This is a genomic window from Sphingobium subterraneum, from assembly GCF_014199435.1.
GTDB lineage: Bacteria > Pseudomonadota > Alphaproteobacteria > Sphingomonadales > Sphingomonadaceae > Sphingobium > Sphingobium subterraneum.
This window is the reverse complement of the sequence record NZ_JACIJP010000003.1, coordinates 165,672-189,959: the sequence shown is the minus strand read 5'-3', so window position 1 is coordinate 189,959 and position 24,288 is coordinate 165,672. Positions and strand designations below refer to the sequence as shown.

General features: G+C 62.9%; 27 protein-coding genes. 14 read left to right on the top strand and 13 right to left on the bottom strand.

Annotated features, from left to right (window positions below; genetic code table 11):
• Positions 1-36: 36 nt before the first annotated feature.
• The 6 genes from FHS92_RS11405 to FHS92_RS11380 all read right to left on the bottom strand — a co-directional run bounded on the left by FHS92_RS11405 (position 37) and on the right by FHS92_RS11380 (position 3,253).
• The gene (locus tag FHS92_RS11405; RefSeq protein ID WP_184080697.1) at positions 37-342 is read right to left on the bottom strand and encodes a plasmid stabilization protein; all 306 of its coding nucleotides are present in this window, start codon (positions 340-342) and stop codon (positions 37-39) included.
• A 108-nt stretch (positions 343-450) separates the two neighbouring features.
• Positions 451-978 (bottom strand): DNA-deoxyinosine glycosylase, encoded by a 528-nt coding sequence (locus tag FHS92_RS11400; protein ID WP_184080695.1) that lies wholly within the window; start codon positions 976-978, stop codon positions 451-453.
• A gap of 65 nt (positions 979-1,043) precedes the next feature.
• Positions 1,044-1,283 carry a hypothetical protein gene (locus FHS92_RS11395; protein WP_184080693.1) on the bottom strand — a complete coding sequence of 80 codons (240 nt, stop codon included), beginning with the start codon at positions 1,281-1,283 and terminating at the stop codon, positions 1,044-1,046.
• 22 nt (positions 1,284-1,305) lie between these two features.
• Complete coding sequence (locus FHS92_RS11390; protein ID WP_184080691.1) at positions 1,306-1,686, bottom strand: hypothetical protein; 381 nt, start codon at positions 1,684-1,686, stop codon at positions 1,306-1,308.
• Positions 1,687-1,692: 6 nt separating this feature from the next.
• Entirely contained in the window at positions 1,693-2,157 is a 465-nt protein-coding gene (locus FHS92_RS11385; protein WP_184080689.1) for a pyridoxamine 5'-phosphate oxidase family protein, read from the bottom strand.
• Between the two features lie 67 nt (positions 2,158-2,224).
• Positions 2,225-3,253 carry a DNA topoisomerase IB gene (locus FHS92_RS11380; protein ID WP_184080687.1) on the bottom strand — a complete coding sequence of 343 codons (1,029 nt, stop codon included), beginning with the start codon at positions 3,251-3,253 and terminating at the stop codon, positions 2,225-2,227.
• Positions 3,254-3,584: 331 nt separating this feature from the next.
• On the opposite strand from FHS92_RS11380, the gene FHS92_RS11375 reads away from it, so the two are divergent.
• The 3 genes from FHS92_RS11375 to FHS92_RS11365 all read left to right on the top strand — a co-directional run bounded on the left by FHS92_RS11375 (position 3,585) and on the right by FHS92_RS11365 (position 5,778).
• Positions 3,585-4,373 carry an SDR family NAD(P)-dependent oxidoreductase gene (locus FHS92_RS11375; RefSeq protein ID WP_184080685.1) on the top strand — a complete coding sequence of 263 codons (789 nt, stop codon included), beginning with the start codon at positions 3,585-3,587 and terminating at the stop codon, positions 4,371-4,373.
• Positions 4,374-4,427: 54 nt separating this feature from the next.
• Positions 4,428-4,997, top strand: coding sequence for a CinA family protein (locus FHS92_RS11370; protein ID WP_184080683.1), 570 nt, complete (start codon positions 4,428-4,430; stop codon positions 4,995-4,997).
• A 79-nt stretch (positions 4,998-5,076) separates the two neighbouring features.
• A complete protein-coding gene (locus FHS92_RS11365; RefSeq protein ID WP_184080681.1) occupies positions 5,077-5,778 on the top strand; it encodes a pirin family protein in 702 nt (233 codons plus the stop codon).
• A 30-nt stretch (positions 5,779-5,808) separates the two neighbouring features.
• Here the strand turns inward: FHS92_RS11365 and FHS92_RS11360 are convergent, their stop codons facing one another.
• From FHS92_RS11360 to FHS92_RS11345, 4 genes are all read right to left on the bottom strand, one after another.
• Positions 5,809-7,365 carry a DHA2 family efflux MFS transporter permease subunit gene (locus FHS92_RS11360; RefSeq protein WP_184080679.1) on the bottom strand — a complete coding sequence of 519 codons (1,557 nt, stop codon included), beginning with the start codon at positions 7,363-7,365 and terminating at the stop codon, positions 5,809-5,811.
• Positions 7,349-8,428, bottom strand: coding sequence for an HlyD family secretion protein (locus tag FHS92_RS11355; protein WP_184080677.1), 1,080 nt, complete (start codon positions 8,426-8,428; stop codon positions 7,349-7,351). Before FHS92_RS11355 ends, FHS92_RS11360 begins: the two co-directional genes overlap by 17 nt.
• Positions 8,421-8,882 carry a MarR family winged helix-turn-helix transcriptional regulator gene (locus tag FHS92_RS11350; RefSeq protein WP_184080675.1) on the bottom strand — a complete coding sequence of 154 codons (462 nt, stop codon included), beginning with the start codon at positions 8,880-8,882 and terminating at the stop codon, positions 8,421-8,423. Before FHS92_RS11350 ends, FHS92_RS11355 begins: the two co-directional genes overlap by 8 nt.
• 67 nt (positions 8,883-8,949) lie before the next feature.
• Positions 8,950-9,819 carry a LysR family transcriptional regulator gene (locus FHS92_RS11345; protein WP_184080674.1) on the bottom strand — a complete coding sequence of 290 codons (870 nt, stop codon included), beginning with the start codon at positions 9,817-9,819 and terminating at the stop codon, positions 8,950-8,952.
• Between the two features lie 84 nt (positions 9,820-9,903).
• Here FHS92_RS11345 and FHS92_RS11340 point away from each other — a divergent pair, with 84 nt between their 5' ends.
• Genes FHS92_RS11340 through FHS92_RS11330 form a run of 3 tightly spaced genes read left to right on the top strand, consistent with a single transcriptional unit; the run spans position 9,904 to position 14,494 of the window.
• On the top strand, positions 9,904-11,052 hold the full coding sequence (locus FHS92_RS11340; RefSeq protein ID WP_184080672.1) for an isovaleryl-CoA dehydrogenase: 1,149 nt from the start codon (positions 9,904-9,906) through the stop codon (positions 11,050-11,052).
• The gene (locus FHS92_RS11335; RefSeq protein WP_184080670.1) at positions 11,049-12,650 is read left to right on the top strand and encodes a carboxyl transferase domain-containing protein; all 1,602 of its coding nucleotides are present in this window, start codon (positions 11,049-11,051) and stop codon (positions 12,648-12,650) included. Before FHS92_RS11340 ends, FHS92_RS11335 begins: the two co-directional genes overlap by 4 nt.
• A gap of 5 nt (positions 12,651-12,655) precedes the next feature.
• Complete coding sequence (locus tag FHS92_RS11330) at positions 12,656-14,494, top strand: acetyl/propionyl/methylcrotonyl-CoA carboxylase subunit alpha (protein ID WP_184080668.1); 1,839 nt, start codon at positions 12,656-12,658, stop codon at positions 14,492-14,494.
• On the opposite strand, the gene FHS92_RS11325 is transcribed toward FHS92_RS11330, so the two are convergent.
• Positions 14,443-15,369, bottom strand: coding sequence for a LysR family transcriptional regulator (locus FHS92_RS11325; protein ID WP_184080666.1), 927 nt, complete (start codon positions 15,367-15,369; stop codon positions 14,443-14,445). The genes FHS92_RS11330 and FHS92_RS11325 overlap by 52 nt on opposite strands.
• A 114-nt stretch (positions 15,370-15,483) precedes the next feature.
• Between FHS92_RS11325 and FHS92_RS11320 the strand changes: the two genes are divergently transcribed.
• Genes FHS92_RS11320 through mmsB form a run of 4 tightly spaced genes read left to right on the top strand, consistent with a single transcriptional unit; the run spans position 15,484 to position 20,073 of the window.
• Positions 15,484-16,983, top strand: a complete 1,500-nt coding sequence (locus FHS92_RS11320; protein WP_184080664.1) for a CoA-acylating methylmalonate-semialdehyde dehydrogenase — start codon at positions 15,484-15,486, stop codon at positions 16,981-16,983.
• 4 nt (positions 16,984-16,987) lie between these two features.
• On the top strand, positions 16,988-18,130 hold the full coding sequence (locus FHS92_RS11315; protein ID WP_184080662.1) for an acyl-CoA dehydrogenase family protein: 1,143 nt from the start codon (positions 16,988-16,990) through the stop codon (positions 18,128-18,130).
• On the top strand, positions 18,127-19,170 hold the full coding sequence (locus tag FHS92_RS11310; protein WP_184080660.1) for an enoyl-CoA hydratase/isomerase family protein: 1,044 nt from the start codon (positions 18,127-18,129) through the stop codon (positions 19,168-19,170). Before FHS92_RS11315 ends, FHS92_RS11310 begins: the two co-directional genes overlap by 4 nt.
• A gap of 30 nt (positions 19,171-19,200) precedes the next feature.
• A complete protein-coding gene (gene mmsB, locus FHS92_RS11305) occupies positions 19,201-20,073 on the top strand; it encodes a 3-hydroxyisobutyrate dehydrogenase (protein WP_184080653.1) in 873 nt (290 codons plus the stop codon).
• 90 nt (positions 20,074-20,163) lie between these two features.
• On the opposite strand, the gene mnmA is transcribed toward mmsB, so the two are convergent.
• Entirely contained in the window at positions 20,164-21,300 is a 1,137-nt protein-coding gene (gene mnmA, locus FHS92_RS11300; RefSeq protein ID WP_184080651.1) for a tRNA 2-thiouridine(34) synthase MnmA, read from the bottom strand.
• A gap of 181 nt (positions 21,301-21,481) precedes the next feature.
• On the opposite strand from mnmA, the gene FHS92_RS11295 reads away from it, so the two are divergent.
• From FHS92_RS11295 to FHS92_RS11285, 3 genes are all read left to right on the top strand, one after another.
• The gene (locus FHS92_RS11295; protein WP_184080649.1) at positions 21,482-21,757 is read left to right on the top strand and encodes a hypothetical protein; all 276 of its coding nucleotides are present in this window, start codon (positions 21,482-21,484) and stop codon (positions 21,755-21,757) included.
• 103 nt (positions 21,758-21,860) lie between these two features.
• Positions 21,861-22,160: a CtrA inhibitor SciP gene (gene sciP, locus FHS92_RS11290; RefSeq protein ID WP_184080647.1), complete on the top strand. Its 300-nt coding sequence runs from the start codon at positions 21,861-21,863 to the stop codon at positions 22,158-22,160.
• Positions 22,161-22,341: 181 nt separating this feature from the next.
• The gene (locus FHS92_RS11285) at positions 22,342-22,596 is read left to right on the top strand and encodes a GlsB/YeaQ/YmgE family stress response membrane protein (RefSeq protein WP_184080645.1); all 255 of its coding nucleotides are present in this window, start codon (positions 22,342-22,344) and stop codon (positions 22,594-22,596) included.
• 64 nt (positions 22,597-22,660) lie between these two features.
• Here FHS92_RS11285 and FHS92_RS11280 read toward each other — a convergent pair whose 3' ends face one another.
• Entirely contained in the window at positions 22,661-22,903 is a 243-nt protein-coding gene (locus tag FHS92_RS11280) for a GlsB/YeaQ/YmgE family stress response membrane protein (protein ID WP_184080643.1), read from the bottom strand.
• Positions 22,904-23,115: 212 nt separating this feature from the next.
• Here FHS92_RS11280 and FHS92_RS11275 point away from each other — a divergent pair, with 212 nt between their 5' ends.
• On the top strand, positions 23,116-24,279 hold the full coding sequence (locus FHS92_RS11275; RefSeq protein WP_184080641.1) for an efflux RND transporter periplasmic adaptor subunit: 1,164 nt from the start codon (positions 23,116-23,118) through the stop codon (positions 24,277-24,279).
• Positions 24,280-24,288: the final 9 nt, after the last annotated feature.

Here is a 24,288-nt window from a genome sequence, read left to right as displayed (position 1 = left end):
GAGCGTTTGGCAGGGTCGGCTGCTAAACCCTGTTGCCTACCTACGGGCTTCGGCGTTCTTGCGACGGGTTTCCCAGCCCTTTCGGGCGGCTTCCGCGCGGGCGTCATGCGACTCTGCGCCGTGACCGGCACGATGCCCGCCGCGCGCAGCGGATGCATGGGTTTCAGCGTGTCCGCGACCCGATCCCGATTTGTGGCCCCCGCCCGACTCCTTGTTGACGGTTGCCCATGCGCGGCTCTCGGCTTCGTTCTCCGGTACGCCGCGATTTTCATAGCCCTTCTCGATATGCTCAGCCTTGCGCTTCTGCTTGTCGGTGTAGGCGCTTTTGTCTCCGCGAGGCATAGTTCCTCCTATGTTGGGTCATAACCAACGTGCGAAGAATGACTTGGATCCGGATGGAGAGAAAAATTCAATTAAATGAGCATGTTGCATTCGATTTCAATGACGAGATCAGCAATAGGGATGTAGTACGCGCCAAGCTTCGATCTTGTGCGCGATCGGGACGACATGCGCGGGGCTGCTGGACGGAAGGCGGTGAACGGCGAGAGCTTCGGGCGTCCCCAGCTGCTTTTCGGCCAATTGCGCGGCCTTCGCCCCGTTGAGGCCGATCGCACGGAGATGGGGCAATTGGGCAATTAAAGGCCTCAGCGCATTCGGCTCTACAGCGCGAATATGCTGGTCCAGGCTTCCGGGGCGTGTGGCGCTGGCGATCATATCCCACAGACCCACATGATGAGACCGCAGGCGCGCGATCCGCTCGGCATAGTCAAGCGCGATCAATGGCGCCTCTATGACATGCTCCATCAACAGCCAGAAATGGTTGCGGGGGTGACCGTAATAACGCTGCGCCGCGAGTGACGCCTCCCCGGGCAGACTCCCGAGGATCAGCAGCCGGGTGTCAACATCGACGATCGGCGGCATAGAGGACTTGCGGGGTAGGGAGGGCGCGCTTGGTGGGGGCGGGGCGGAAAGAGACATCCTGTCCTTATTCCGCCCCGCAGCCGGACCCGCAACCCGTATGCGGGCTATACGATCCCGCGCGATCAGTAGTTGGCGGGCGGGTCACTGGCCGGAAACGATCCGTCGACCTGCTCGTCAACGACATCCCAGTCATCATTCTTGATGCCCTTTTGCATTTCCGGCCCGGCATTGCGGACAACACCGGACGATCCCACCGGGGCCATGTCGGCGTGGTCTCCGTCCGCATCCTTCGGCTTGTTGAGCGATTTCCACACATAAGTGCCTATTCCGGTCAGGAAGGCAAGCTTCAGCAGTCCCTTCATCGTCTTACTCCTTGATTGCTATTCAGGGGCCGTCAGGATTGACGTGAACCCAAGATCGTTTCCGCCCGATCTGGGCGGCGTTTCCGATACGCACATCCCCCTCTTCGTCGCTGCCGTGGGAGACGCTGTCCTCTTGCACCGACAGGGCGTAGGTAAGCTGCCAACGGTTTTCGAGCGCCGCATCGATCATGGCCCGCCAGACAGAGGCGTCGCCCGCCGCACGCATCGCGGGATCCGGTTCCTTCATCAACGCGAGCAGGCTGGCTACGTCGCCGACGAAACTGCGCCAGTCGTCCGGCTTTCCCGCCGAAAGATGCCGCGCCAGCCGCTCGATCAGCGATGCCTCGCTTGCTGGTGCGGCGGGCTCACCGGGTGATGCAGACGGGGCAACCTGATCAACCATGGCGTGCTACAGCGATACCTTGGCGTGATCCGAAAATTCGGACGGGTTGATCTTTTGCCCGGTGATCATCTTGAACAGTCCCTTTATGCCGGGATGGGCTGTCCAGATTTCCGCGTCGTCGAGGTCGAAACGCAGCATCAGCAGATTGGGATCACCGCGACCACCGTCATACCAGGCTTCGACCTGATTGGACCAATAGCGATCGATGACCGCCGGATCGGTTTCAGCGACGAGATTGCCGGATATGCACGCAAACACATCGTGCCCCTTGCCGACAAACTGCGCCATCGCAGCGCCGCCGGGAGCCAGCCGATTGTCCTTCGTCGTATAGAACCAGAAGCAGCCATTCGCGTCCTTGTCGAGCTGTGCTGTCATCGGCTCGCTATGCGCGGAATCGTTCGACAGGCCGATCATCAGATACGGGCTGTCCGACATCGCTTTCCACATGGCATGGCGAATATCATCGTGCATGGAATTTCCTTTCCGGCGATTTTAACTTGTCTCTGCTCAACGGATGGCGGGACAATTGTTTCCCCGCCTATTGGCGTGGGGGTGTTGGGTTTAGGGCGTCCAGATAGGCGATCAGGCCCCGCTCGGTTCGCGTTAGCCAGCGGGTCGAACGGGGCAGGGTCCACGGGTCGGTCCCTTCCGCCGGTCCATCCTGGCACAGTGCGATCAGCGCGGGATGAATATAGGATTTCCGGGCAATGGCGGGTGTGTTGCCGAGCGCCTGCGACACGACCAGCGTCATTTCGCGCAGCTTCATCGTCCCCTGCGATGCGACCAGCGCCTCATACGCCACCACCGACGCGCCGAAGGTACGGAAATGCTTTGCAGAGAACGCCTCGCCCATCACGTCATGGATGTAAGCGTTGACGTCCGACGAGGAGACCGGGTGCGGGTCCCCTTGTGCATCGACGAACTGGAACAGCTTTTGCCCGGGCAAGTCCTGCACCTGCCGCACGAAGCGCGCCAATGCCTTGTCGGTGATGGCGCGGTTCCATTCCTTGCCGGATTTGCCCCGATAGCGCAGCTTCACCTTCTGTCCGCGCAGTTCCGCATGGTCGGCACGCAACGTCGTCGCCCCGTAGCTGTCATTTTCTTTGGCATATTGATCGTTTCCGACGCGCAGCAGCCCCGCATCGAGCAGGCGGACGATGGCAGCGACGGTGCGCTCGAACGTCAGTTTCCGGCTGGCGAGATCCTGTTCCACCCGCTCGCGCAGCTTGGGCAAGATACGGCCGAACTGCGCGCATAGCGCGAACTTCTCGTCTTCCTTTTGGGATCGGAACAGGGGGTGATAGCGGTACTGCTTGCGCCCCCGGTCATCGAAACCGGTTGCCTGCAAATGCCCGTTGGGGTCCGGGCAATACCAGCAGTCGCGATATGCGGGCGGAAGGCCGATGCTGCGCAGACGCTCAATCTCGTCCGGATCGGTGACCGGCGCGCCGTCGGCAAAGCAGAAGCGGAACCCCTTGCCAAAGCGTCGCCGCGTGATCCCCGCCGCCTGCTCGTCGACATAGATTATTGTCATGGCGGGTGGGACGGATGGGCTGATCTGCGGCATGGCCGCGTCAACGCCCGGACCCGCCGTAAAGGTTCCCGTGGGCTGGTAAGCGCCTCATTTTGTTTGCATCGTGCGCAATCTGGCCGCGCGGAGGAGGGAACGCGGGAGCGGTTTGAGGGTTGGGTAAGGATCAACTTTGCAAAGGATTGCCATCACGGATCAGCCGGGACACCGCACCCCACGCAACAGCACCACATCGGCCGCCTTTCGTTAACGAGGGTACCCGGACATAAAAAGCAGCCTGTTTTGTCGCGGACAGATGTCTTCGGTGTCGCCCTTGGTCGGGACTGATCGCTGAACAGGGAGCCCAACGCACCATTGGAGACGAGCTATGGCCAACACATTTGCAATCATCACTGGAGCGTCGTCCGGCATCGGAAGGGAACTCGCCCACATCGCCGCGATCAGCGGCTATGATTTGCTCGTCGCCGCGGACGAACCCGAAATCTACGATGCCGCGACCGATTTTCGCAAACATGGCGTGCGGGTCGACGCAATCGAAACAGACCTTTCCATGATTGAGGGCGTCGACCAGCTGCTAATCGCAGCTGGCGGGCGTCAGGTGGACGTGCTCTGCGCGAACGCCGGACGGGGCCTTGGCCACGCCTTTCTTGCGCAGCCGCTGGAGGAATGGCGGCATGTGGTCGACACCAACATCGTTGGCACCTGCTACCTTCTGCAGTGTCTGCTGACCGATATGGTGGCGGCGCGCAAAGGGCGCGTGCTCGTGACCGGATCCATAGCGGGTTATATTCCCGGCAGTTTCCAGGCCGTCTATAACGGCAGCAAGGCCTTTATCGATAGCTTCACCGACGCTCTGCGCAACGAACTCAAGGAAGTGTCCGGAGTCACGATCACCACTCTGATGCCCGGACCGACCGAAACGGAATTTTTCCGGCGTGCTGGAATGATGGATACTAAGGTCGGTACGCAGGATAAGGACGATGCCGCCACCGTTGCGCGCAGCGGCTGGGACGCAATGATGAAAGGGCAGGCACATATCGTGTCCGGCCTTCAGAACAAACTGCAAGCCGCTGTTGCGCATGTCACCCCCGCCGCCGTCCTGGCCGAGCAGCATCGCAAGCTTGCCGAACCGGGCACCGCTGACCAGGACCACTGACAGATCGAAGAGCGGACTCAGAAGCCGAAGGGGGAAGGAAAGGACATTGGAACCATGACCACCACCTTAACCGCTCTGTTGCCGCGGGAAGTGCAGCGTACCACGGCCCATTTGCTACAGAGCGCAGTGGAAAAGGAATTGCGGATCGCCACCGCTGAAAATTGCACAGGCGGTTTGCTCGCCGCCCTGCTGACCGACGTGGAAGGACAGGATAACGTGCTCGACCGCGGCTTCGTGGTTCATGATGCGTCGGCCAAGAGCGAGTTGCTTGGTCTGGATGCCGAGCAGGTCGCGCTGTGGGGCGTCGCCAGCGCGGAAATGGCCATCGCCATGGCGCAGGGCGCGCTCCGGCATTCGCGAGCCGATATTGCCTGCGCTATCACTGGCTGTGAGAGCAAGTCTGACGGCGAAGAGGAAACGCAGCGCGGCCTTGTTCACTTTGCCTGCGCCCGGCAGGAGGGCGTAGCGCTCCACCGGGAAGAGAAGTTCGGTGCGGTCGATCGTGGGACTTTGCGCGTTGAATGTCTGCGCGTCGCGGTCATGATGATCCAGGATGCGGTGCGCCTGATGGACAACCGGCAGGCACCGTTCACCAACTCCCGATCGCGCTTCGAGCTGGGCTGACCCCCTCTACGGAATTCACGGCGGCTTCCTATATCAATGGCATCGCCGCCCGCGCGGCCATTCCATCAGGAGAACGCCCATGATCGAATTGCGACCCTTTGCCAGCCTGGGTGGAGAAAATCACGGTTGGTTGAATGCCAAGCATCATTTCTCCTTCGCGAATTATCGCGATCCGGCGCGGATGAATTGGGGCAGCCTGCGCGTGTGGAATGACGATGTCATCGCCCCGCATACCGGTTTTCCGCCCCATCCTCACCGTGACATGGAGATCATCACCTATGTCCGCGAAGGGGCGATCACACACCGGGACAGCCTCGGGAATGCAGGCCGCACGGAAGCTGGCGATGTTCAGGTGATGTCGGCGGGAACCGGGATCACCCATGCGGAAGAGAATGCGGAGGATGTGGAAACGCGCCTGTTCCAGATCTGGATCGTCCCGAGCCGGACTGGCGAACAGCCAGGCTGGGGCACCAAGCCCTTTCCCAAGGATGACCGCAGCGGCCATTTCGTCGTTCTCGCGTCCGGGTTCGCCGATGATGCCGATGCTCTGCCTATCCGTACGGACGCCCGCGTGCTTGGCGCGACGATCCGGGCAGGGGAACACACCGACTATGCGCTCGGCGCAGATCGGCGCGGCTATCTGGTGCTAGCATCGGGGGCGGTCGAGATCGACGGGGTCCGTGCGAACGCGCGCGATGGTGTGGCGATTGCCGATGTGGACAGCTTCCGGGTGACGGCGCTGGAGGATGCCGAACTGGTCTTGGTCGACGCAGCCGACTGACATATTGCCCCTTCCCCCCGTGGGAAGGGGTTATTCCATCATCGCTTCGACATGCTCGCCCTCTCTCGGCCGCTGGGGCTTCTGCACAAGGAACAGGGCGGGCAACGCCAGCAGGCAGACAATCATCATGAATTTGAAATCATTGATGTAGGCGATCATGATGGCCTGCTGGTTCACGATATTGTCCAGCATGGTTATCCCGACGTCGCCCAGGCGACCATAGGCCCCCAACTGGCTGGGATCCATCGGCAGGTTGGCGGGCGTCAGCTTTTCCGAAAGATCGGAGTGGTTGATTTGCACGCTGCGCGCCAGCAACACGGTCACCGCCGCAATGCCGACGGAAGAGCCGATGTTACGCGACAGATTGATCAGGGCGGACGCTTCGGTGCGCAGAATCGGCGGAAGCGTCGTGAAACTGATCACGTTGAGTGGCAGGAAAATAAATCCCATGCCCAGACCCTGGATAAAGCCTGTCCGGATGATCGGGCCCGCACCCATCTCGACCGTCCACCCTGTCATCTCCCACAGCGTAAACGCCACGATCATAAAGCCGAAGGCGACCAGCATGCGCGCATCCACCCTGCGGATGATCCGCCCCGCAAGGGCCATCGTAATGAGCATGCCGATGCCGCGCGACGCCATGATTTCTCCGGAATCAATCACCGGATAGCCGTAGATCGTCTGCATCATCAGCGGCAGCAGGGCCATGACCGCCATCATCACCAGACCGGTAATCAGCATGAAGAACATGCCTGCCACGAAGTTACGGTCCTTCAACAGGTCGCGCGAAAAAATCGGGTTGCGGCTGGTGAACGTGTGAACGCCCAACATCCAGAATGCACTGATCGTCAGTCCCAGATAGATCCAGCTTTCCGTCGCCGAAAACCAGTCGACTGTCTGGCCACGGTCGAGCAGGAGCTGCAGGGTGCTCACCGCGACCGCAGCCAGACCCCATCCCCAGATGTCGATACGGCGTGCAATGCGGGGCGGGTGGGGCAGCAGGAACCATAATGTGGATATGCAGGCAACGCCGATCGGCACGTTGATGAAAAACACCCACCGCCAGTCGAGATTTTCGGTCAGATATCCACCTAGCATTGGCCCGATGATCGGCCCGACCATGATGCCCATGCCATAGATGGACATGGCTTTCGCCTGGTCGGACGGCTTGTTGATGTCGAGCATGATGGTCTGCGCCAGCGGAGCAAGAAACGCGCCGCCCACGCCCTGCGCCACGCGGAAGAGGACCATGGATGTCAGGTTCGCCGCAAGTCCGCACAGCGCCGACGCGCCCACGAACATCACGAGGGACACGAGCAACAGATTGCGCGTGCCGAACCGCGACGAAAGCCAGCCCGCCAAGGGAATCATGACCGCGGTTGCCAGAATATAGCTGGTCAGCACCCAGGAAATGCTCTCCTGGGTTGCGCCGAGTGACGATTGCATCCTCGGTAGCGCGACGTTGGCGACCGTAGTGTCGAGCACCTGCATCACCATCGCCGTCATGATGGCGATGGTCAGGATCGCCTTGTGCCGGACAACCAGTTGCGGCCGGTCCTCGGCATGCGCCTTATCGGCGGGCGTCATCGAACTTCACTGTCACATCGGCGCTGAGGCCCGCGATCATGGGACGGGAAGACCGCTCGTCGATCGCGATGCGGACCGGGACACGCTGCGTAACCTTCACCCAGTTGCCGGTAGCGTTCTGCGCCGGAATGACGGAAAACTGCGACCCGGTGCCTGCGCCGAGGCTCTCGACATGGCCCTTGAGCTTCAATCCCGGATAGGCGTCGAATTCCACCGTGGCGGGCAGGCCGGGAGCCATGCGGTTGAGATCTGTTTCCTTGAAATTGGCTTCAACCCAGCTGCGGTCCTTGGCCACGATGCTAACGGCGGGCAACCCCGTCACCATCATCTGACCGACCTGCAGCCGTTGCGACTGGCTGATCCGGCCAGAGACCGGCGCGCGCACTACGGTACGGGTCAGCTCAAGCTGCGCCCGGTCTCGCTGGGCGCGGGCAGCGGCGATAGCGGGATTGACGCCGGGAACCTGCGATCCGGTGGCCAGCGCGGCGCGGGCCTTTTGCGCATCGGCCTGTGCGGTTCGCAATGACTCGCGTGCCTGAGCCAGCGCATGCTCGGACTGTTCCAGCCGGGCGCGTGTCGTGAAACCCTTGGCCATCAGCGCGCGCTGTCGGGCATAATCTTCCTGCGCGTAAGAGATATCCTCCTGCGCGCCGGAGATGTCGACGGACGTCGCCTGATAATCGCTGTTGAGCTTCGTCACCTCTACCTGGGCCGTGGCGATTTGCGCATTGGCTTGCTCCAGAGCGACACGATAGGGTTCAGGATCGACTGCAAAAAGGATGTCGCCCTTATTGACCAGTTGGTTCTCCCGTACATTGACCGACGTAATACGGCCGTTGACGTCGCTGCTGATCGAAACGATGTCCTGCTTCACATAGGCATTATCCGTGCTCACGCTCCGGCCGCTGGTCAGCCACAGATAGGCGCCCACGCCGAGTACGAGCAGCGGGACCGAGAACAGCAGCACAGGCCGCAGACGCGAAGTACGCGCAGGTGCGTCTTCCTTGCGGAGCGGCACGCTGGAAGCGACCTTGCCGTCGAAATTCGGGTCTGCTTCAGCCATGCTGAGCCTCCTGACGTAGAGGAGCCATATCCGTGGGCGATTGCGACAAATTGTCGCGCATACGAACCAATAAATTCGTCAACAGATCCATTTCTTCCGCCGAAAAACCCGCCTGGGCCGTATCAGTAATACGGGTGGCGTGAGTTTTAAGCGAGTCGACCAGGGGCTCCGCCTGGGGGGTAAGGTGCAACTGCCATGCGCGCCGGTCGTCAGGATGGCGGCGGCGCTCTACGAAGTCGGCTTGTTCCAGCCTGTCGATCATCCGGCAGGTCGTGATCGGTTCGACATCCAGATAATCGGCCACACCACCTTGGCTGATGCCCGGATTACGGGCGATGATGAGCAATGCGCGCCACTGCGGTCCGGTTATGCCCAGATGGCGCGTCAGCATGTCGAAACGCTTGCGCATAAGGCGCGCGATATCGTTCGTGAGAAAGCCGAGATTCTGTTCCATCGCGCAGACATAATAACTATGCTTAGTATATGTCAAGTTAACATGAGGCTATATTGTTGCGGCGCACCTAAGCCGACAGAGTGTCGATCGCAGCCTGTATGAAGGGGTGCCGGACCAGAGCGGCCTGCCGTTGCTCGTCGGCAAACAACAAGGCCACGCTCCGCATCACGTCGAACCCCGCGAGGCGCGGCCGGGCGACTCCCGGCCAGCGATAGCATTCGGGCATTAGCGCGAGGCCGCCGCCCGCAGCGACGGTCGCCAGCACCCGCTCGTCCTGCGTGCTGCGCAGGGAAAAGCGCGGGCGGACGCCATGGGTGGTGAAGTGGCGGCTGCCGAGCGAGAGTATCTCGCAATGCCGCCGCACGATGACCGGATTGTCCGCCAGCGCCTCGACATCGATCTGCTGTTCGCCCGCGAGAGGGTGGGCAGAAGAAATGGCGAGGGCATAGCCTTCGCTGAACAAGGGCTGTTCCACAAACCGGCCGCCGTTGCGCTGCGCGAGGCTGACCGCCACGTCGATACGACCGCGTTGCAGGCTGTTGGCCATGTCGCGCTCCCCGCCCTCGACCAGTTCGAAGGGGGCGTCCGGATGATCGCGCCGCATTTGCGCCAGAACGGGGTGCAGCAACGCAGCCGGAACGGTGTCGAGCCAGCCGACCCGCAGCATCGGCGCTGTCCTGTCGCCTGTCCCCGCCTGTTCGGCGAGGTTGAACTCGCTCTCGATCCGGCGCGCGTGCGTGAGCAGCCGGGTGCCCGCCTCGGTCAGGCTGACGCGCTTGCTCGACCGGTCAAAAAGGCGGGCGCCCATCGCACCTTCCAGCTTGGCGATGCCGACGGAGAGAGTTGGCTGCGAAACGCCCGCCTGCACGGCGGCGCGCGAGAACGTTCCGTGATCCACAACGGCCAGGAAATAGCGCAGAAGGTAGCGATCAATCATAGACACCATCTATACCAGGGAGGCAAAAGTTTCAATTTTTCTATTCTCTGCGTTCGCGTTATCATGCGGCCCGAGGAGAGAGGCATGCACGATTTCGATTTCGCCCTGGGCGACAGCGCCGACATGATCCGCGAGACCACGCAGCGGTTCGCGGCCGACAAGATCGCGCCGCTAGCCGCGCGCATGGACGCCGAGGACTGGTTCCCGCGCCATGAGCTGTGGCAGGCGATGGGCAAACTCGGCCTTCATGGCATCACCGTGCCGGAAGCGGACGGCGGGCTGGGGCTGGGCTATCTGGAACATGTCATCGCCTGCGAGGAGGTGAGCCGCGCGTCGGCGTCCCTCGGCCTGAGCTACGGCGCGCACAGCAACCTGTGCATCAACCAGATCGCACGCTGGGCCAACGCCGAACAGAAGGCGCGCTATTTGCCCAAGCTGATCTCCGGCGAGCATGTCGGCAGCCTTGCGATGTCGGAGGCCGGGGCTGGATCGGACGTGGTTTCGATGAAGCTGAAGGCGGAGAAGCGCGGTGACCGCTATATCCTCAACGGCACGAAATTCTGGATCACCAACGCCACCGATGCCGACACGCTGGTCGTCTACGCCAAGACGGGCGAGGGCGCGCGGGGGATCACCACCTTCCTCATCGAGAAGGGGATGGAGGGATTTTCGATCGGTCAGAAGATCGACAAGATGGGCATGCGGGGCTCGCCGACAGCGGAACTGGTGTTCGACGATTGCGCGGTGCCGGAAGAAAACGTCATGGGACCGGAAAATGGCGGCGTCGGCGTGCTGATGTCCGGTCTTGATTATGAGCGCACCGTGCTCGCCGGTATCCAGCTCGGCATCATGCAGGCGTGTCTGGACGTGGTTCTCCCGTATGTGCGGGAACGCAAGCAGTTTGGAAAGCCGATCGGCGCGTTTCAGCTGATGCAGGCCAAGATCGCCGACATGTATGTCGCTCTCAATTCCGCGCGAGCCTATGTCTATGCCGTGGCGAAGGCCTGCGATGCCGGGCGCACGACGCGGTTCGATGCCGCCGGGGCCATCCTGCTCGCGTCGGAAAATGCCATGAAAGTGTCGTTGGAGGCGGTGCAGGCGCTGGGCGGCGCAGGCTACACCAAGGACTGGCCGGTGGAGCGCTTCATGCGTGACGCCAAACTGCTCGACATCGGCGCGGGCACCAACGAGATCCGGCGTATGCTGATCGGGCGGGAGTTGATTGGAGCATGAGCGGTCCGGTCCTCGACAGCAAGATCCAGCGGGACGACCCCGCTTTCCGCGCCAACGCCACGCACAACATCGCGCTGCGCGATGAACTGCGCGCCAAGGTCGCGGCGGCGGCGCTGGGCGGCAGCGAAAGCGCGCGGGCGAAGCATGTGGCGCGCGGCAAGCTGTTGCCCCGCGACCGGGTGGAGCGGCTGCTCGATCCGGGCTCACCCTTTCTCGAGATCGGTCAGCTCGCGGCCAATGGCCTCTATGGTGACGAGGTGCCCGGCGCAGGCGTGATCGCGGGCATAGGGCGTGTATCGGGTCGGCAGGCGATGATCGTCTGCAACGATGCGACGGTGAAAGGCGGCACCTATTACCCGTTGAGCGTCAAAAAGCATCTGCGCGCGCAAGCGATCGCGCAGGCGAACCGCTTGCCGTGCATCTATCTGGTCGACAGTGGTGGGGCGAACCTGCCCAACCAGTCGGAAGTCTTTCCGGACCGCGAGCATTTCGGCCGCATCTTTTTCAACCAGGCGAACATGTCGGCCCAAGGCATCGCTCAGGTCGCGTGCGTCATGGGAAGCTGCACGGCGGGCGGGGCCTATGTGCCCGCCATGTCCGACGAAAGCGTGATCGTGCGCAATCAGGGGACGATCTTCTTGGCGGGGCCGCCGCTGGTGCAGGCGGCAACCGGCGAAGTCATCAGCGCCGAAGATCTGGGCGGGGGCGATCTGCACGGGCGCAAATCGGGCGTGGTCGATCATGTCGCCGACAATGACGAGCACGCGCTCTCGACGGTGCGCGATATCCTCTCCACCGTACCGCAGGACCGCGCGCCGGACGTGGATGTGCGCGAATCCCGCCCGCCCAAATATGACCCGCAAGATCTGTACGGCATCATCCCACAGGATGTCCGCGCGCCCTATGACGTGCATGAGGTAATCGCGCGGATCGTCGACGGCAGCGAGTTTCACGAATTCAAAGCGCTATATGGCGCCACGCTGGTCTGCGGCTTCGCGCATATCCACGGCCTGCCGGTCGCGATCCTCGCCAACAACGGCGTGTTGTTCAGCGAGAGTGCGCAGAAAGGCGCACACTTCATTGAACTGGCGTGCCAAAGGAAGATCCCGCTGCTCTTCCTGCAGAACATTTCCGGCTTCATGGTTGGTGGAAAATATGAGGCGGAAGGCATTGCAAAACATGGCGCGAAGCTCGTCACGGCCGTCTCGACCGCCAACGTCCCGAAGATCACCGTCCTGATCGGCGGGAGCTTTGGCGCGGGGAATTATGGGATGTGCGGGCGCGCTTATGATCCGCGCTTCCTTTTCACCTGGCCCAATGCGCGCATCAGCGTCATGGGCGGGGAACAGGCGGCGTCGGTGCTCGCGACGGTGCACCGCGATGCCGCGACATGGACGCCGGAAGAAGCCGAAGCCTTCAAGGCGCCTGTCCGCGCCAAATATGAGGAAGAGGGCAACCCTTATTATGCAACCGCGCGGCTGTGGGACGATGGCATCATCGATCCGGCGCAGACCCGTGATGTGCTCGGCCTGGCCCTTGCCGCCAGCCTCAACGCCCCCATAGCCGAGCGCGCGACGTTCGGCGTGTTCCGGATGTAATGGCCATGCTTGAATCCCTTCTTATCGCCAATCGCGGCGAAATCGCCTGTCGCATTATCCGTACGGCGCGCAGGCTCGGTGTTCGCACCGTGGCGGTCTATTCCGATGCGGACGCAAACGCCCTGCACGTCCGTCTGGCGGATGACGCGGTGCATATCGGTCCGTCCCAAGCGCGGGAAAGCTATCTCATCGGCGACAAGATCATCGCCGCAGCGAAGGCAACCGGCGCGAAGGCGATCCACCCCGGTTACGGGTTCCTCAGCGAAAACGCGGAATTCGCGCAGGCCGTGCTCGACGCCGGGCTGGTTTGGGTCGGGCCGAACCCCGCCTCGATCACGGCGATGGGCCTGAAGGACGCTGCCAAAAAGCTGATGCAGGATGCAGGCGTGCCGACCACGCCGGGCTATCTGGGCGAGGACCAGTCGCCCGAGCGTCTGGCGCGTGAGGCCGACGCGATCGGCTACCCGGTGCTGATCAAGGCGGTCGCGGGCGGCGGCGGCAAGGGCATGCGCAAGGTCGATGCATCCGCCGACTTCGCCGATGCGCTTGCGTCGTGCCAGCGAGAGGCGGCGTCGAGCTTTGGCAATGATGCGGTGCTGCTGGAAAAATGGGTGACGAACCCGCGCCATATCGAGGTGCAGGTGTTCGGTGACAGCCATGGCAATGTCGTGCACCTGTTCGAGCGCGATTGTTCGCTCCAGCGTCGCCACCAGAAGGTGATCGAGGAAGCGCCCGCGCCCGGCATGGATGCGGCAACGCGCGCGGCGATCTGCCAGGCGGCGGTTCGCGCGGCGCAGGCCGTGGATTATGTCGGGGCCGGGACGATCGAGTTCATCGCCGATGGGTCCGAGGGTCTACGCGCCGATCGCATCTGGTTCATGGAAATGAATACCCGGCTGCAGGTCGAGCATCCGGTGACCGAGGAAATTACCGGGCAGGACCTGGTCGAATGGCAGTTGCGCGTCGCGAGCGGCGAGCCGCTGCCCAAGCGTCAGGACGAACTCGCCATCAACGGCTGGGCCATGGAAGCGCGTCTCTATGCCGAAGATCCGGCCAAGGGGTTCCTGCCAAGCATCGGCACGCTCGAAACGTTCGATCTGGGCGAAGCGTGGCGCATCGATACCGGGGTGGAGCAGGGGGCGGAGATTTCGCCGTTCTACGATCCGATGATCGCCAAGGTTATCGCGTGGGGGGTCGATCGCGATGCTGCCCGTTGCTCGCTGGCGGACACATTGTCCGGCACGGCGATCTGGCCGGTGCGCACCAATGCGGGATTTCTCGTCAAGGCGCTGGAGCATCCCGATTTTGCGGCGGCACGGCTGGATACCGGCCTGATCGGGCGCGAGGGCGACGCGCTGATGCCGCCCGAGCGGCCGTCAGACGCAGCACTGGCCGATGCGGCGGGCGCGCTTGCATCTTCCGGCATACTTCCCGGCTTCCGCCTCAATGCGCCTGCGCGCACGACGGGCACGTTCCTGCTGGATGGTCATGCGATCGATCTTGCGCTGGATGCGGCGGCGACACCGACAGGGCAGGACGCAATCCTCGTCGCGGAGGGCGGCCAGACCTGGGAGCTGTCCCGCTGGCGCGCGGGCGGCGGAGCAGGGCACTCTGCATCGGACGGCGCGATCCTCTCGCCCATGCCGGGCCGGATCATCGCGGTCTCGGTCAGCGCAGGGCAGGCGGTCACCAAGGGGCAGAAGCTGGTCACGCTCGAAGCCATGAAAATGGAGCACAGCCTCGTCGCACCGTTTGACGGTATGATAGCGCAGCTTAATGCGGAGCAGGGCGCTCAGGTGAGTGAGGGCACGCTGCTGGTCGAGGTCGAACGCGCGCCGGAATAGGGCATGTCCTTAGCGAGGCATTGCTCGATCCATCGCGCCACCGCATCAACGCGCGCCAGATGGCGAACATCATCGTGGATGACCATCCAGAAGCTGCGGGTTATCACGACCTCGTCGCCCAGCAGGCTGACCAGTCCGCTGTCGCTTGCCGCGATGAAATCCGGCAGCACGCCAATGCCCGCCCCGCCGCGGACCATGCGGTGCTGCACATTGATGCTGGTCGACCGCAGGTCTGCGGTCAGTCCGGCGCCCACTTCGTCCAGATAGTCCAGCTCGGGCACCGCATTCCATTCCGGCACATAGCCGACCAGCGTGTGCTGGCGCAGGTCAGCCCGTGTCGTCACAGCACCGCGCGTCGCCAGATAGGTCGGGCTGGCGTAGAGATGCAGCCGATAGTCGCTCAGGCGCCGCACCCGGAGCCGCCCGCGTTGCGGGCGCGCCAGCATCACCGCCATATCGGCTTCGCGCTTGGAGGGATTGAGAAATCCCGACGCGGTAATGATGTCGAGACGAATATGCGGATGCTGCGCCCGGAAATCGGCCAGTGCCGGGGCCAGGAGCCATGTGCCCATGCCCTCTGCGACCGAAAGGCGGACATGGCCTGACAGGCTGCGCTGTTCGCCCGTGACCTCCTCAATAGCGGCGAGCGCTGCGCTCTCGGCCGCCTCGGCATGGCGCAGCAAGGCCTGGCCATGCACGGTAAGGATGCGCTTGCCGCCCGACTGCTCGAACAGATCCGCTTCCAATTGACTCGACAGGCGTGCGAGGCGACGGCTGATGGTTGTCGCGTCCAGGCTCAGCGAACGCGCGGCCGGTCCCACCGCTTCGGCCCGCGCTACCGCCAGAAATACGCGCAGATCGTCCCAGTCGAACATCGCTTATGCTTCCACTTGTCTGCAATAATGCAGATTAATTCTGCAAAACTACGCTATGGCAGGCAAAAATGCAAAGGGGTATAGGAGGGCAACGAAATTGAGGATGCCCTTATTATGCGTGATATTTCCCACTCCCTCGCTTCCGGTGTCACGACCGCCGCGCCCACTCGCTTTAGCGATGTGTTTGATCCCAACAGCGGCGCGGTGCAGGCGCGTGTCGCGCTCGGTGACCGGGCGGTGCTCGATGCCGCAGTCGCCGCTGCCAAGGTCGCGCAGCCCGCCTGGGCCGTGACCAATCCGCAGCGCCGCGCGCGGGTCATGTTCGAGTTCAAGCGCCTGGTCGAAGCGCGCATGGACGAACTGGCGTATCTGCTCAGCTCTGAACATGGCAAGGTCATCGCCGATGCGAAGGGCGACATCCAGCGTGGTCTTGATGTCATCGAATTCTGCTGCGGCATTCCGCATCTGCTGAAGGGCGAATATACGCAGGGCGCGGGACCGGGCATCGACGTCTACTCGATGCGTCAGCCGATCGGCATTGGAGCGGGCATTACCCCGTTCAACTTCCCGGCGATGATCCCGCTGTGGATGTCGGGCGTCGCCATCGCGACAGGCAACGCGTTCCTCATCAAGCCGTCCGAGCGTGATCCGTCGGTGCCGGTGCGCTTTGCCGAACTGTTTCTGGAAGCAGGCCTGCCCGACGGCATCTGCCAGGTGGTGCAGGGCGACAAGGAAATGGTCGACGCCATTCTCGACCATCCCGATATCGCAGCGGTCAGCTTCGTCGGCAGCTCCGACATCGCGCATTATGTGTACAACCGGGGCGTCGCCAACGGCAAGCGCGTGCAGGCGATGGGCGGGGCGAAGAACCACGGCATCGTCATGCCGGACGCCGACCTCGATCAGGTCGTCAACGATCTGGCGGGTGCGGCCTTTGGTTCGGCTGGCGAGCGTTGCATGGCGCTGCCGGTCGTGGTGCCGGTGGGCGACAAGACCGCCGAGGCCCTGCGCGCCAAGCTTATCCCCGCGATCGACGCGCTGCGCGTTGGAGTCTCGACCGATGCCGATGCGCATTACGGCCCCGTTGTCACCGCCGCGCACAAGGCGAAGGTCGAAGGCTGGATCCAGAAGGGCGTCGATGAAGGCGCGGAGCTGGTTGTCGACGGGCGTGGCTTCACGCTGCAGGGGCATGAGAACGGCTTCTTCGTCGGCCCCAGCCTGTTCGACCATGTGACGACCAGCATGGAAAGCTACAAGGAAGAGATCTTCGGTCCCGTGCTCCAGATCGTGCGTGCGGCCGACTTCGAAGCGGCACTGGCACTGCCCAGCCAGCATCAATATGGCAATGGCGTAGCGCTCTTCACGCGCAATGGCCACGCCGCCCGCGAATTTGCCGCCCGCGTCAATGTCGGCATGGTCGGCATCAACGTGCCGATCCCGGTGCCGGTCGCCTATCACACCTTCGGCGGGTGGAAGCGCTCCGCCTTCGGTGATACCAACCAGCACGGCATGGAAGGCGTGAAGTTCTGGACCAAGGTCAAGACCATCACGCAGCGCTGGCCGGATGGCGGCGTGGGCGACGACAACGCCTTCGTCATTCCGACGATGGGGTGATCGCGTGAACCAATTCGACCTGACCGAAGACCAGATCGCCATTCAGGATATGGCCCGGCGTTTCACCGCCGACGCCATCACTCCCTTTGCAGGCGAATGGGACGAGAAGCATCATTTCCCGCGCGACGTGGTGAAGGCCGCGGCGGAATTGGGCTTCGGCGGGATCTATGTGAGCGAGGAGTCAGGCGGCATCGGCCTCGGGCGGCTTGAGTCCGCGCTCATCATGGAAGCCATGGCTTATGGCTGTCCTTCCACATCGGCGTTCATCTCGATCCACAATATGGCGGCTTGGATGATCGACCGGTTCGGCGGGGAGGCGACCAAAGCGCGCTATCTCCCCGATCTTATCGCCTGCGACCGCATCGCCAGCTACTGCCTGACCGAGCCGGGTGCCGGGTCGGACGCCGCCAGCCTTAAGACCAAAGCCGTGCGCGACGGTGATGATTATGTCGTCACCGGGTCAAAAGCGTTCATATCCGGCGGCGGGGCGAATGACGTCTATGTAACGATGGTCCGCACCGGGGCGGATGGTCCGAAAGGCATCAGCTGCCTTGTCATCGAAAAGGACATGCCGGGGGTCAGCTTCGGCGCCCAGGAGCGCAAGCTCGGCTGGCATTCGCAACCGACCGCACAGGTCAATTTTGACGGCGTGCGCGTGCCCGTCGCCAATCGGCTGGGTGCGGAAGGCGAAGGCTTTTCCATCGCGATGGCGGGGCTGGACGGGGGACGGCTCAACATCGGTGCGTGTTCGCTGGGCGGAGCACAGCGCTGTCTCGACGAATCCATCGCCTATGTGAAAACGCGTCAGCAATTCGGCCAGCCGATCGCCGAGTTTCAGAACACGCAGTTCACGCTCGCCGACATGGAAACCGAATTGCAGGCGGCCCGCATGCTCCTCTATGTTGCGGCGGCAAAGGTGACGGCAAACGCGCCGGACAAGACGCGGTTTGCCGCCATGGCCAAGCGGCTCGCGACCGATACGGGATCGTCCGTCGTCGATCGCGCTCTGCAGCTGCACGGCGGCTATGGCTATCTGCAGGATTATCCGATCGAGCGTTTCTGGCGTGACCTGCGCGTCCATCGCATCCTCGAAGGGACGAACGAGATTATGAAGATGATCGTCGGACGGGATCTGCTGCGGCAATGACCGACGAGGTTCTCAGCTTCATCGACGGACGTGCGGGCCGTCTTCGCCTCAACCGGCCCAAGGCCATCCATGCACTCAACCTGCCGATGGTAGAGGCGATGACTGCGCAGCTTCAGGCGTGGGCAAGCGACCCGGCGGTTGATGTTGTGCTGGTCGATCATGCGGAAGGGCGCGGCTTTTGCGCGGGTGGCGACGTGCTGATGATCCGCGATTCCGCAATGGACGACGGGGCTGCGGGGCGGGCGTTCTTCCATGACGAATACCGTCTCAACACCCTTATGTTTACCTACGCCAAGCCCATAGTCGCCTTCATGGACGGCATTACCATGGGCGGCGGCGTAGGCATCAGCCAACCTGCGCGGTTCCGCATCGCGACGGAGAACACGCGGTTTGCCATGCCGGAATCCGGGATCGGACTGTTCCCGGATGTCGGCGGCGGCTGGTATCTTTCCCGCCTGCCGGGGCGGGTGGGCGTTTATCTCGCGCTGACGGGTGCACGGATCGACGGGGCGGATTGCCGTGCTCTGGGGCTGGCGACGCATTATATTCCGTCCGAGGCTCTGGAGCAGGTGAAAGCGCAGATCGCGCAAACGCCTGATGACTTGTCAGCCATTCTGGGCGAGGCTTCGGTCGCTCCTCCGGCCAGCCGGATCATGGAATCGCGCGCCGACATCGCCCGGATTTTCGCTGCGGATCGGCTGGAGCACATTTTCGCCGCGCTGGAGGCGGATGGTGGCCCCTGGGCAAGCGAGCAGCTCGGTACGCTGCGCACCAAGAGCCCGCTCACCTGCAAGGTTGCGCTGCGCCAACTGGCGCTGTCACGCGGGTGCGCGACCTTTGCCGACAATATGGCGATGGAATATCGCATTGCCTCGCGCATCATTCGCCAGCCCGATTTTCCGGAAGGCGTGCGGGCTCTGCTCATCGACAAGGACAATGCGCCGCGCTGGAGCCCCGCTACGGCGGAGGGCGTGACGGATGCCCAGCTCGATGCGATTTTCGCGCCTTTGCCGCCGGACGAGGAATGGCGGCCCCTGTAATTTGCACGACATCTGCGAGAGGACGACATCATGAAAATAGCCTTTATCGGCCTGGGTAACATGGGCGGCGGCATGGCGGCCAATCTCATCAAGGCCGGGCACAGCGTTAACGCGTTCGATCTTGCCGAGGCGGCAATTGCCAAGGCGGTCGAGCAGGGCTGCACGGCGTTCCCGACCGTCCGCGAAGCTGTCGAGGGCGTTGATGCCGTTGTCACGATGCTGCCCAATGGCGCCATTGTCGACAGCGTTTACAGTCAGGACGTGATCGGCCACGCTCCCGGATCGGCCCTGCTGCTCGATTGCTCGACGATCGACGTCGATACCGCGCGCAAGGTGACATCGGCCGCTGAGGCTGCGGGATACCAGATGGTCGATGCGCCGGTGTCCGGCGGCATCGCTGCGGCGGCAGGCGGCACGCTGACATTCATGGTCGGCGGCAGCGATGAAGCCTTTGCGCGCGCAGAACCGATCCTGTCGGCCATGGGCAAAGCCGTGATCCACGCGGGCGCCGCCGGGGCGGGGCAGGCGGCGAAGATCTGCAACAACATGCTGCTCGGCGCGTCGATGATCGCGACCTGCGAAACCTTTGCGATGGCCAAGAAGCTCGGCCTGGATCCGCAGACCTTCTACGATATTTCGTCCAAGGCATCGGGCCAGAACTGGTCGATGACGAGCTATTGCCCGCTGCCCGGTGTCGGTCCGCAAAGCCCGGCCGATAATGGCTATCAGGGTGGGTTTGCCACAGCGCTGATGCTCAAGGACCTAACCCTCGCGATGGCGGCGGCGGAGTCGGCGGGAGCTAAGGTGCCGATGGGCGCGCGCGCAGCCGAACTTTACAAGGCGTTCGCCGATGCGGGGCAGGGCGGGATGGACTTCTCGGCCATCATCAAGACTTTGGAGTGACACCTACTCCCGGTCGTTTCGAGCGAAGTCGAGAACCGTCTGTGTTGTGTCAGCGTGTCTCGACTGCGCGCGACACGAACGGAGCGGCGCTCACACGCCAACCGTCTCCTTAATCCACCCGCCGCCCAGCACCCGCTCTTCATCATAAAGTACGGCGGCCTGTCCCGGTGACACGCCATATTCGGGCGTGTCGAACACCAGCCGGTCTCCTTCCATCCTGGCGGGCACGGGGCGCGCCATCGACCGGACCTTGGCGAGCAGCGGTCCGGAAAAATCGCCGCCCAGCCAGTTGATGTCGGTCAGCCGCGCGGCGCTGACCGCCAGCGCGCTGCGCGGCCCCACGACCACCCGCTTCTGTTCCGGCTCGATCCGCACGACATAGACGGGATCGGTCAGCCCACCGATCTCCAGCCCTTTGCGCTGGCCCACGGTGTAGTGGATCAGCCCGCGGTGCCGCCCCAGCACGCGGCCATCGATATGCACGATCTCGCCATCGTCGTCGGCATCCGGACGCAGCTTGCGCACCACCTTCGCATAGTCGCCATCGGGTACGAAGCAGATGTCCTGACTGTCCGGCTTCATAGCGACACCCAGCCCCAGCTCGCGCGCGATCTCCCGCACCTCACCCTTGGGCATGCCGCCGAGGGGGAAGCGCAGATAATCGAGCTGGTCCTGCGTGGTCGCGAACAGGAAATAACTCTGGTCGCGCGCGTCATCCATCGCCCGGTGAAGCTGCGCGCCCTGCGGCCCTTCCACCCGGCGGACATAATGACCGGTGGCGAGGCAGTCCGCGCCCAGTTCGCGCGCCAGCGTAAACAGATCGGTGAACTTCACGCCCATATTGCATTTGACGCAGGGGATGGGCGTGCGGCCCGCCATATATTCGTCGGCGAAGTCCTCCATCACCGATTCGCGGAAGCGGCTTTCATAATCGAAGACATAATGCGCGATGCCGATGCGCTCGGCCACCGCGCGGGCATCGCGGATGTCCTGTCCAGCGCAGCAACTCCCCGTCCGACCCACCGCCGCGCCGTGGTCGTAGAGCTGGAGGGTGACGCCGATCGTTTCCGCGCCGGTCCGTGCGGCGAGTGCCGCGACCACGCTCGAATCGACTCCGCCCGACATCGCGACCACAATCTTGCGGGCGGAAAGCGGCTCGGGAAGCTGGAAATCCGCGGCGCTCGGGACTGCGGGGAGCGGGCGGGACAAGGGCGTGGAGGGATTCATCGTCGCGATATAGCGAGCCAGACGCCTTCCATCCACCCCGGCGCTTCACAGTGGCAGCGGCGGCTGCATCCTCGCGTTGCCTGAACGTCGATGATTAACGCGCCTTCGCTTATCCTAACAGGCGATGACCGGCCAGTTTACGGTAACTTATTCATTCTGCGCTAGAACCCCTCTCATGGATATGAGCTTCGTCCTGATGCAGCACGGTAAACCGGTCGGAATGGCCGCGACTCTGGCTGACATCGTGGCGGCTGCGCAAACGCACCGGATAACGCTTCCGGAGCGCTCGGCGTCGGCCGGCGAGGTCCTGCGGGGGCAGGACGGGACACCGGATCCGGTTCATATCCTGGCGCATGTCGTTGCGCCGCCACATGGTGACATGATCGAAGTCGCCAGCCTGGCTGGAAGTTTCAATCCGCTGATCGCTCAGCAAATGATGGTGGGGAAAAGAAGGTGAAGACGGCGTTTACCGTGGCGCTTTAGCCGATGTTCAAAGGCTGTGCGCATAAGGTCGACCTCGTGAAGTGAATACTGGCCCCCGGCCATTGATTGAGGTGAGAATGATCGAGAACCAGAAAATTCGACCGTCCCAGGTCGTTGGCCCGCTGGGAGAGCCGCTGACGCTCGCCTCCCTGCCCGCGCCGGGCACTACCCGCTGGGTGGTACGCCGCAAGGCTGAGGTTGTCGCTGCCGTCAACGGCGGTCTGTTGACTGTTGATGAGGCGTGTGAGCGTTACTCTCTCACCTTGGAAGAATTTGCCGGATGGCAGCGCGCCGTTGATCGCTCGGGCATGCCCGGGCTGCGCGTCACGCGCATCCAGCATTACAAGTCGCTGTACGAGCGCCAGCAACGATTCTGAGTCTACGCTCCCCTGCGTAAATTGGTCGCGACCCTGAAAGGCGACCTTTCCTTACCGCCTGCCCTCACCGGCAGGCGGTTTTTTTGATCGATGGGTCGTTGTGCGGCGTTCATGGAACCTAGGTCGCTCCGATATGTTCATGCTGCAAGGGGCCTGGATATACGCAGAATAGGAGCAGAACATGGGACTTATCATCTGGCTGATTATCGGCGGCGTGGTAGGATGGCTCGCCAGCATCATTATGCGGACGGACGCGCAGCAGGGCATCCTGCTGAACATCGTCGTCGGCATCGTCGGGGCGTTCTTGGGCGGTCTGATCTTTTCCGGCGGCACGATCAATCAGGTGCTGACACTGTCCAGCTTCCTGGTATCGCTTGTCGGCGCGATCATTCTGCTCGCAATCGTCAATCTCGTACGCCGCGGTTCAGTCCGCTAAGCGTTTGACTTTGCTCAACAAGAGAGCTCGCCATCCGGCGGGCTCTTTTTTTGGAGCGGGCGCTTCAGGATCGCCGCAAAGCGAAGCGGTAAAGGGCCAGGATAGCGATCGCTCCAAGCGTCGCGGAGACCAGACCCGCGCTGTCATTTTCATGATACCATCCCGCGACACGACCGATATAGCCCGCAAGCAAGGCGCCCGCGATCCCCAGCAAGATCGTCACCACGCACCCACTCGGCCCCTGGCCTGGCGTAAAGAACCGGGCGAGCGCTCCGGCTATCAGCCCCAAGATTATCCATTTGAACATTTTTGGCGCACCTTTTTTGTTACATTCAAAATGGCTCTAATTGTGATTCTTTTGCAACAGGCAAATTTGATGTCGCGGCGATGATCAGACTGTGCGGCGGATATCCGTTCCGGATCGCGCTTGGAGCGGCGTAGAACCGGAGCCATTGCTTGAGTTTTCCTACCCATTTTGGTACGTCGACGGCGCAAGGCCATTGAAGCGAGACGCTCCCGATGAATTTCGAATCCCAATTCTCGGGTGACACAATCTCTCAAAGCGAGATCGAGGTGCGGCGCAGGCGCATCATGATTGCCATTGGTGTGCTTTCCGTACTGTTTGTCCTCGCGCTTGTGGGTCTGCGCATCTATCGCGCGGGAACAGATATGCCTGCGCCCGTCGACAACCGCCCGCTGGTCACGGTGGTGCGGCCCGGCCGCGTGCTAGTCGATGTCGCCGTGGAAGCGACCGGATCGCTCGCCGCGCGCCGTGAAATGCCGGTGGGGGTCGTGGGCGAAGGCGGGCAGGTGCAGGCCGTGCTCGTCGAACCGGGCGACTGGGTGCGGAGCGGGCAGGTGCTCGCCCGTGTCGAGCGCTCTGTCCAGTCCGAACAATCCCGCTCGCTCGGTGCGCAGATTGCCGTCGCGCAGGCCGATGCGAAGCTGGCGCAGGCGGATCTCGACCGTGCGCAGGCGCTTGTATCCCGTGGTTTCATCAGCAAGGCCGATATCGATCGCAAGACCGCGACGCGTGACGCCGCCGTGGCGCGTGTGCGGGTGGCGCAGGCGCAATATGCCGAGCAGCGCGCACGGGTCGGTCGGCTCGATATCCGGGCGCCCGCGTCCGGCCTGGTGCTGACCCGCGGCGTGGAGCCGGGGCAGGTCATCGGGGCAGGGAACGGCGTGCTGTTCCGCCTCGCCAAGGACGGCCAGATGGAATTGCTGGCCCGCGTGGCAGAGGCCGATTTGCCGCGCATGCGACCGGGTATTAGCGCGACGGTGACGCCCGTGGGCGGGGACCGGAGCTACACCGGGCAGGTGTGGCAGGTCTCGCCGGTTATCGATCCGCAGACGCGTCAGGGTACGGTCCGCATTGCCCTGAGCTATGACAAGGGATTGCGGCCGGGCGGCTTTGCGTCGGCCACCATCATCAGCGGCCAGGGTGACGCGCCGGTCCTCCCGGAATCCGCGCTGCAACATGATGAAAAGGGGAGCTTCGTCTACATCGCAGCGCCCGGCGACGTCATCCAGCGGCGCGACATCAAGACCGGGCAGATTTCCGCGCAAGGCGTTTCGATCGTAGCGGGCCTTTCGGGTGATGAGCGGGTCGTCATTCTGGCTGGCGGATTCGTCAACCCTGGCCAGAAGGTTCGCCCGGAAGAGAAGCCGCGCGGCAAATAAGCGGCGGAA

Bases quoted from the DNA above. Each gene is read 5' to 3' on its own strand.
- mnmA (WP_184080651.1), bottom strand. From the start codon at position 21,300: ATGAATCCCTCCACGCCCTTGTCCCGCCCGCTCCCCGCAGTCCCGAGC.
- FHS92_RS11400 (WP_184080695.1), bottom strand. From the start codon at position 978: ATGTCTCTTTCCGCCCCGCCCCCACCAAGCGCGCCCTCCCTACCCCGC.
- FHS92_RS11375 (WP_184080685.1), top strand. From the start codon at position 3,585: ATGGCCAACACATTTGCAATCATCACTGGAGCGTCGTCCGGCATCGGA.
- FHS92_RS11405 (WP_184080697.1), bottom strand. From the start codon at position 342: ATGCCTCGCGGAGACAAAAGCGCCTACACCGACAAGCAGAAGCGCAAG.
- FHS92_RS11330 (WP_184080668.1), top strand. From the start codon at position 12,656: ATGCTTGAATCCCTTCTTATCGCCAATCGCGGCGAAATCGCCTGTCGC.
- sciP (WP_184080647.1), top strand. From the start codon at position 21,861: ATGATCGAGAACCAGAAAATTCGACCGTCCCAGGTCGTTGGCCCGCTG.
- FHS92_RS11340 (WP_184080672.1), top strand. From the start codon at position 9,904: ATGCACGATTTCGATTTCGCCCTGGGCGACAGCGCCGACATGATCCGC.
- FHS92_RS11275 (WP_184080641.1), top strand. From the start codon at position 23,116: ATGAATTTCGAATCCCAATTCTCGGGTGACACAATCTCTCAAAGCGAG.
- FHS92_RS11325 (WP_184080666.1), bottom strand. From the start codon at position 15,369: ATGTTCGACTGGGACGATCTGCGCGTATTTCTGGCGGTAGCGCGGGCC.
- FHS92_RS11280 (WP_184080643.1), bottom strand. From the start codon at position 22,903: ATGTTCAAATGGATAATCTTGGGGCTGATAGCCGGAGCGCTCGCCCGG.
- FHS92_RS11335 (WP_184080670.1), top strand. From the start codon at position 11,049: ATGAGCGGTCCGGTCCTCGACAGCAAGATCCAGCGGGACGACCCCGCT.
- FHS92_RS11360 (WP_184080679.1), bottom strand. From the start codon at position 7,365: ATGACGCCCGCCGATAAGGCGCATGCCGAGGACCGGCCGCAACTGGTT.
- FHS92_RS11295 (WP_184080649.1), top strand. From the start codon at position 21,482: ATGAGCTTCGTCCTGATGCAGCACGGTAAACCGGTCGGAATGGCCGCG.
- FHS92_RS11395 (WP_184080693.1), bottom strand. From the start codon at position 1,283: ATGAAGGGACTGCTGAAGCTTGCCTTCCTGACCGGAATAGGCACTTAT.
- FHS92_RS11355 (WP_184080677.1), bottom strand. From the start codon at position 8,428: ATGGCTGAAGCAGACCCGAATTTCGACGGCAAGGTCGCTTCCAGCGTG.
- FHS92_RS11310 (WP_184080660.1), top strand. From the start codon at position 18,127: ATGACCGACGAGGTTCTCAGCTTCATCGACGGACGTGCGGGCCGTCTT.
- FHS92_RS11390 (WP_184080691.1), bottom strand. From the start codon at position 1,686: ATGGTTGATCAGGTTGCCCCGTCTGCATCACCCGGTGAGCCCGCCGCA.
- mmsB (WP_184080653.1), top strand. From the start codon at position 19,201: ATGAAAATAGCCTTTATCGGCCTGGGTAACATGGGCGGCGGCATGGCG.
- FHS92_RS11380 (WP_184080687.1), bottom strand. From the start codon at position 3,253: ATGCCGCAGATCAGCCCATCCGTCCCACCCGCCATGACAATAATCTAT.
- FHS92_RS11385 (WP_184080689.1), bottom strand. From the start codon at position 2,157: ATGCACGATGATATTCGCCATGCCATGTGGAAAGCGATGTCGGACAGC.
- FHS92_RS11370 (WP_184080683.1), top strand. From the start codon at position 4,428: ATGACCACCACCTTAACCGCTCTGTTGCCGCGGGAAGTGCAGCGTACC.
- FHS92_RS11350 (WP_184080675.1), bottom strand. From the start codon at position 8,882: ATGGAACAGAATCTCGGCTTTCTCACGAACGATATCGCGCGCCTTATG.
- FHS92_RS11320 (WP_184080664.1), top strand. From the start codon at position 15,484: ATGCGTGATATTTCCCACTCCCTCGCTTCCGGTGTCACGACCGCCGCG.
- FHS92_RS11285 (WP_184080645.1), top strand. From the start codon at position 22,342: ATGGGACTTATCATCTGGCTGATTATCGGCGGCGTGGTAGGATGGCTC.
- FHS92_RS11345 (WP_184080674.1), bottom strand. From the start codon at position 9,819: ATGATTGATCGCTACCTTCTGCGCTATTTCCTGGCCGTTGTGGATCAC.
- FHS92_RS11365 (WP_184080681.1), top strand. From the start codon at position 5,077: ATGATCGAATTGCGACCCTTTGCCAGCCTGGGTGGAGAAAATCACGGT.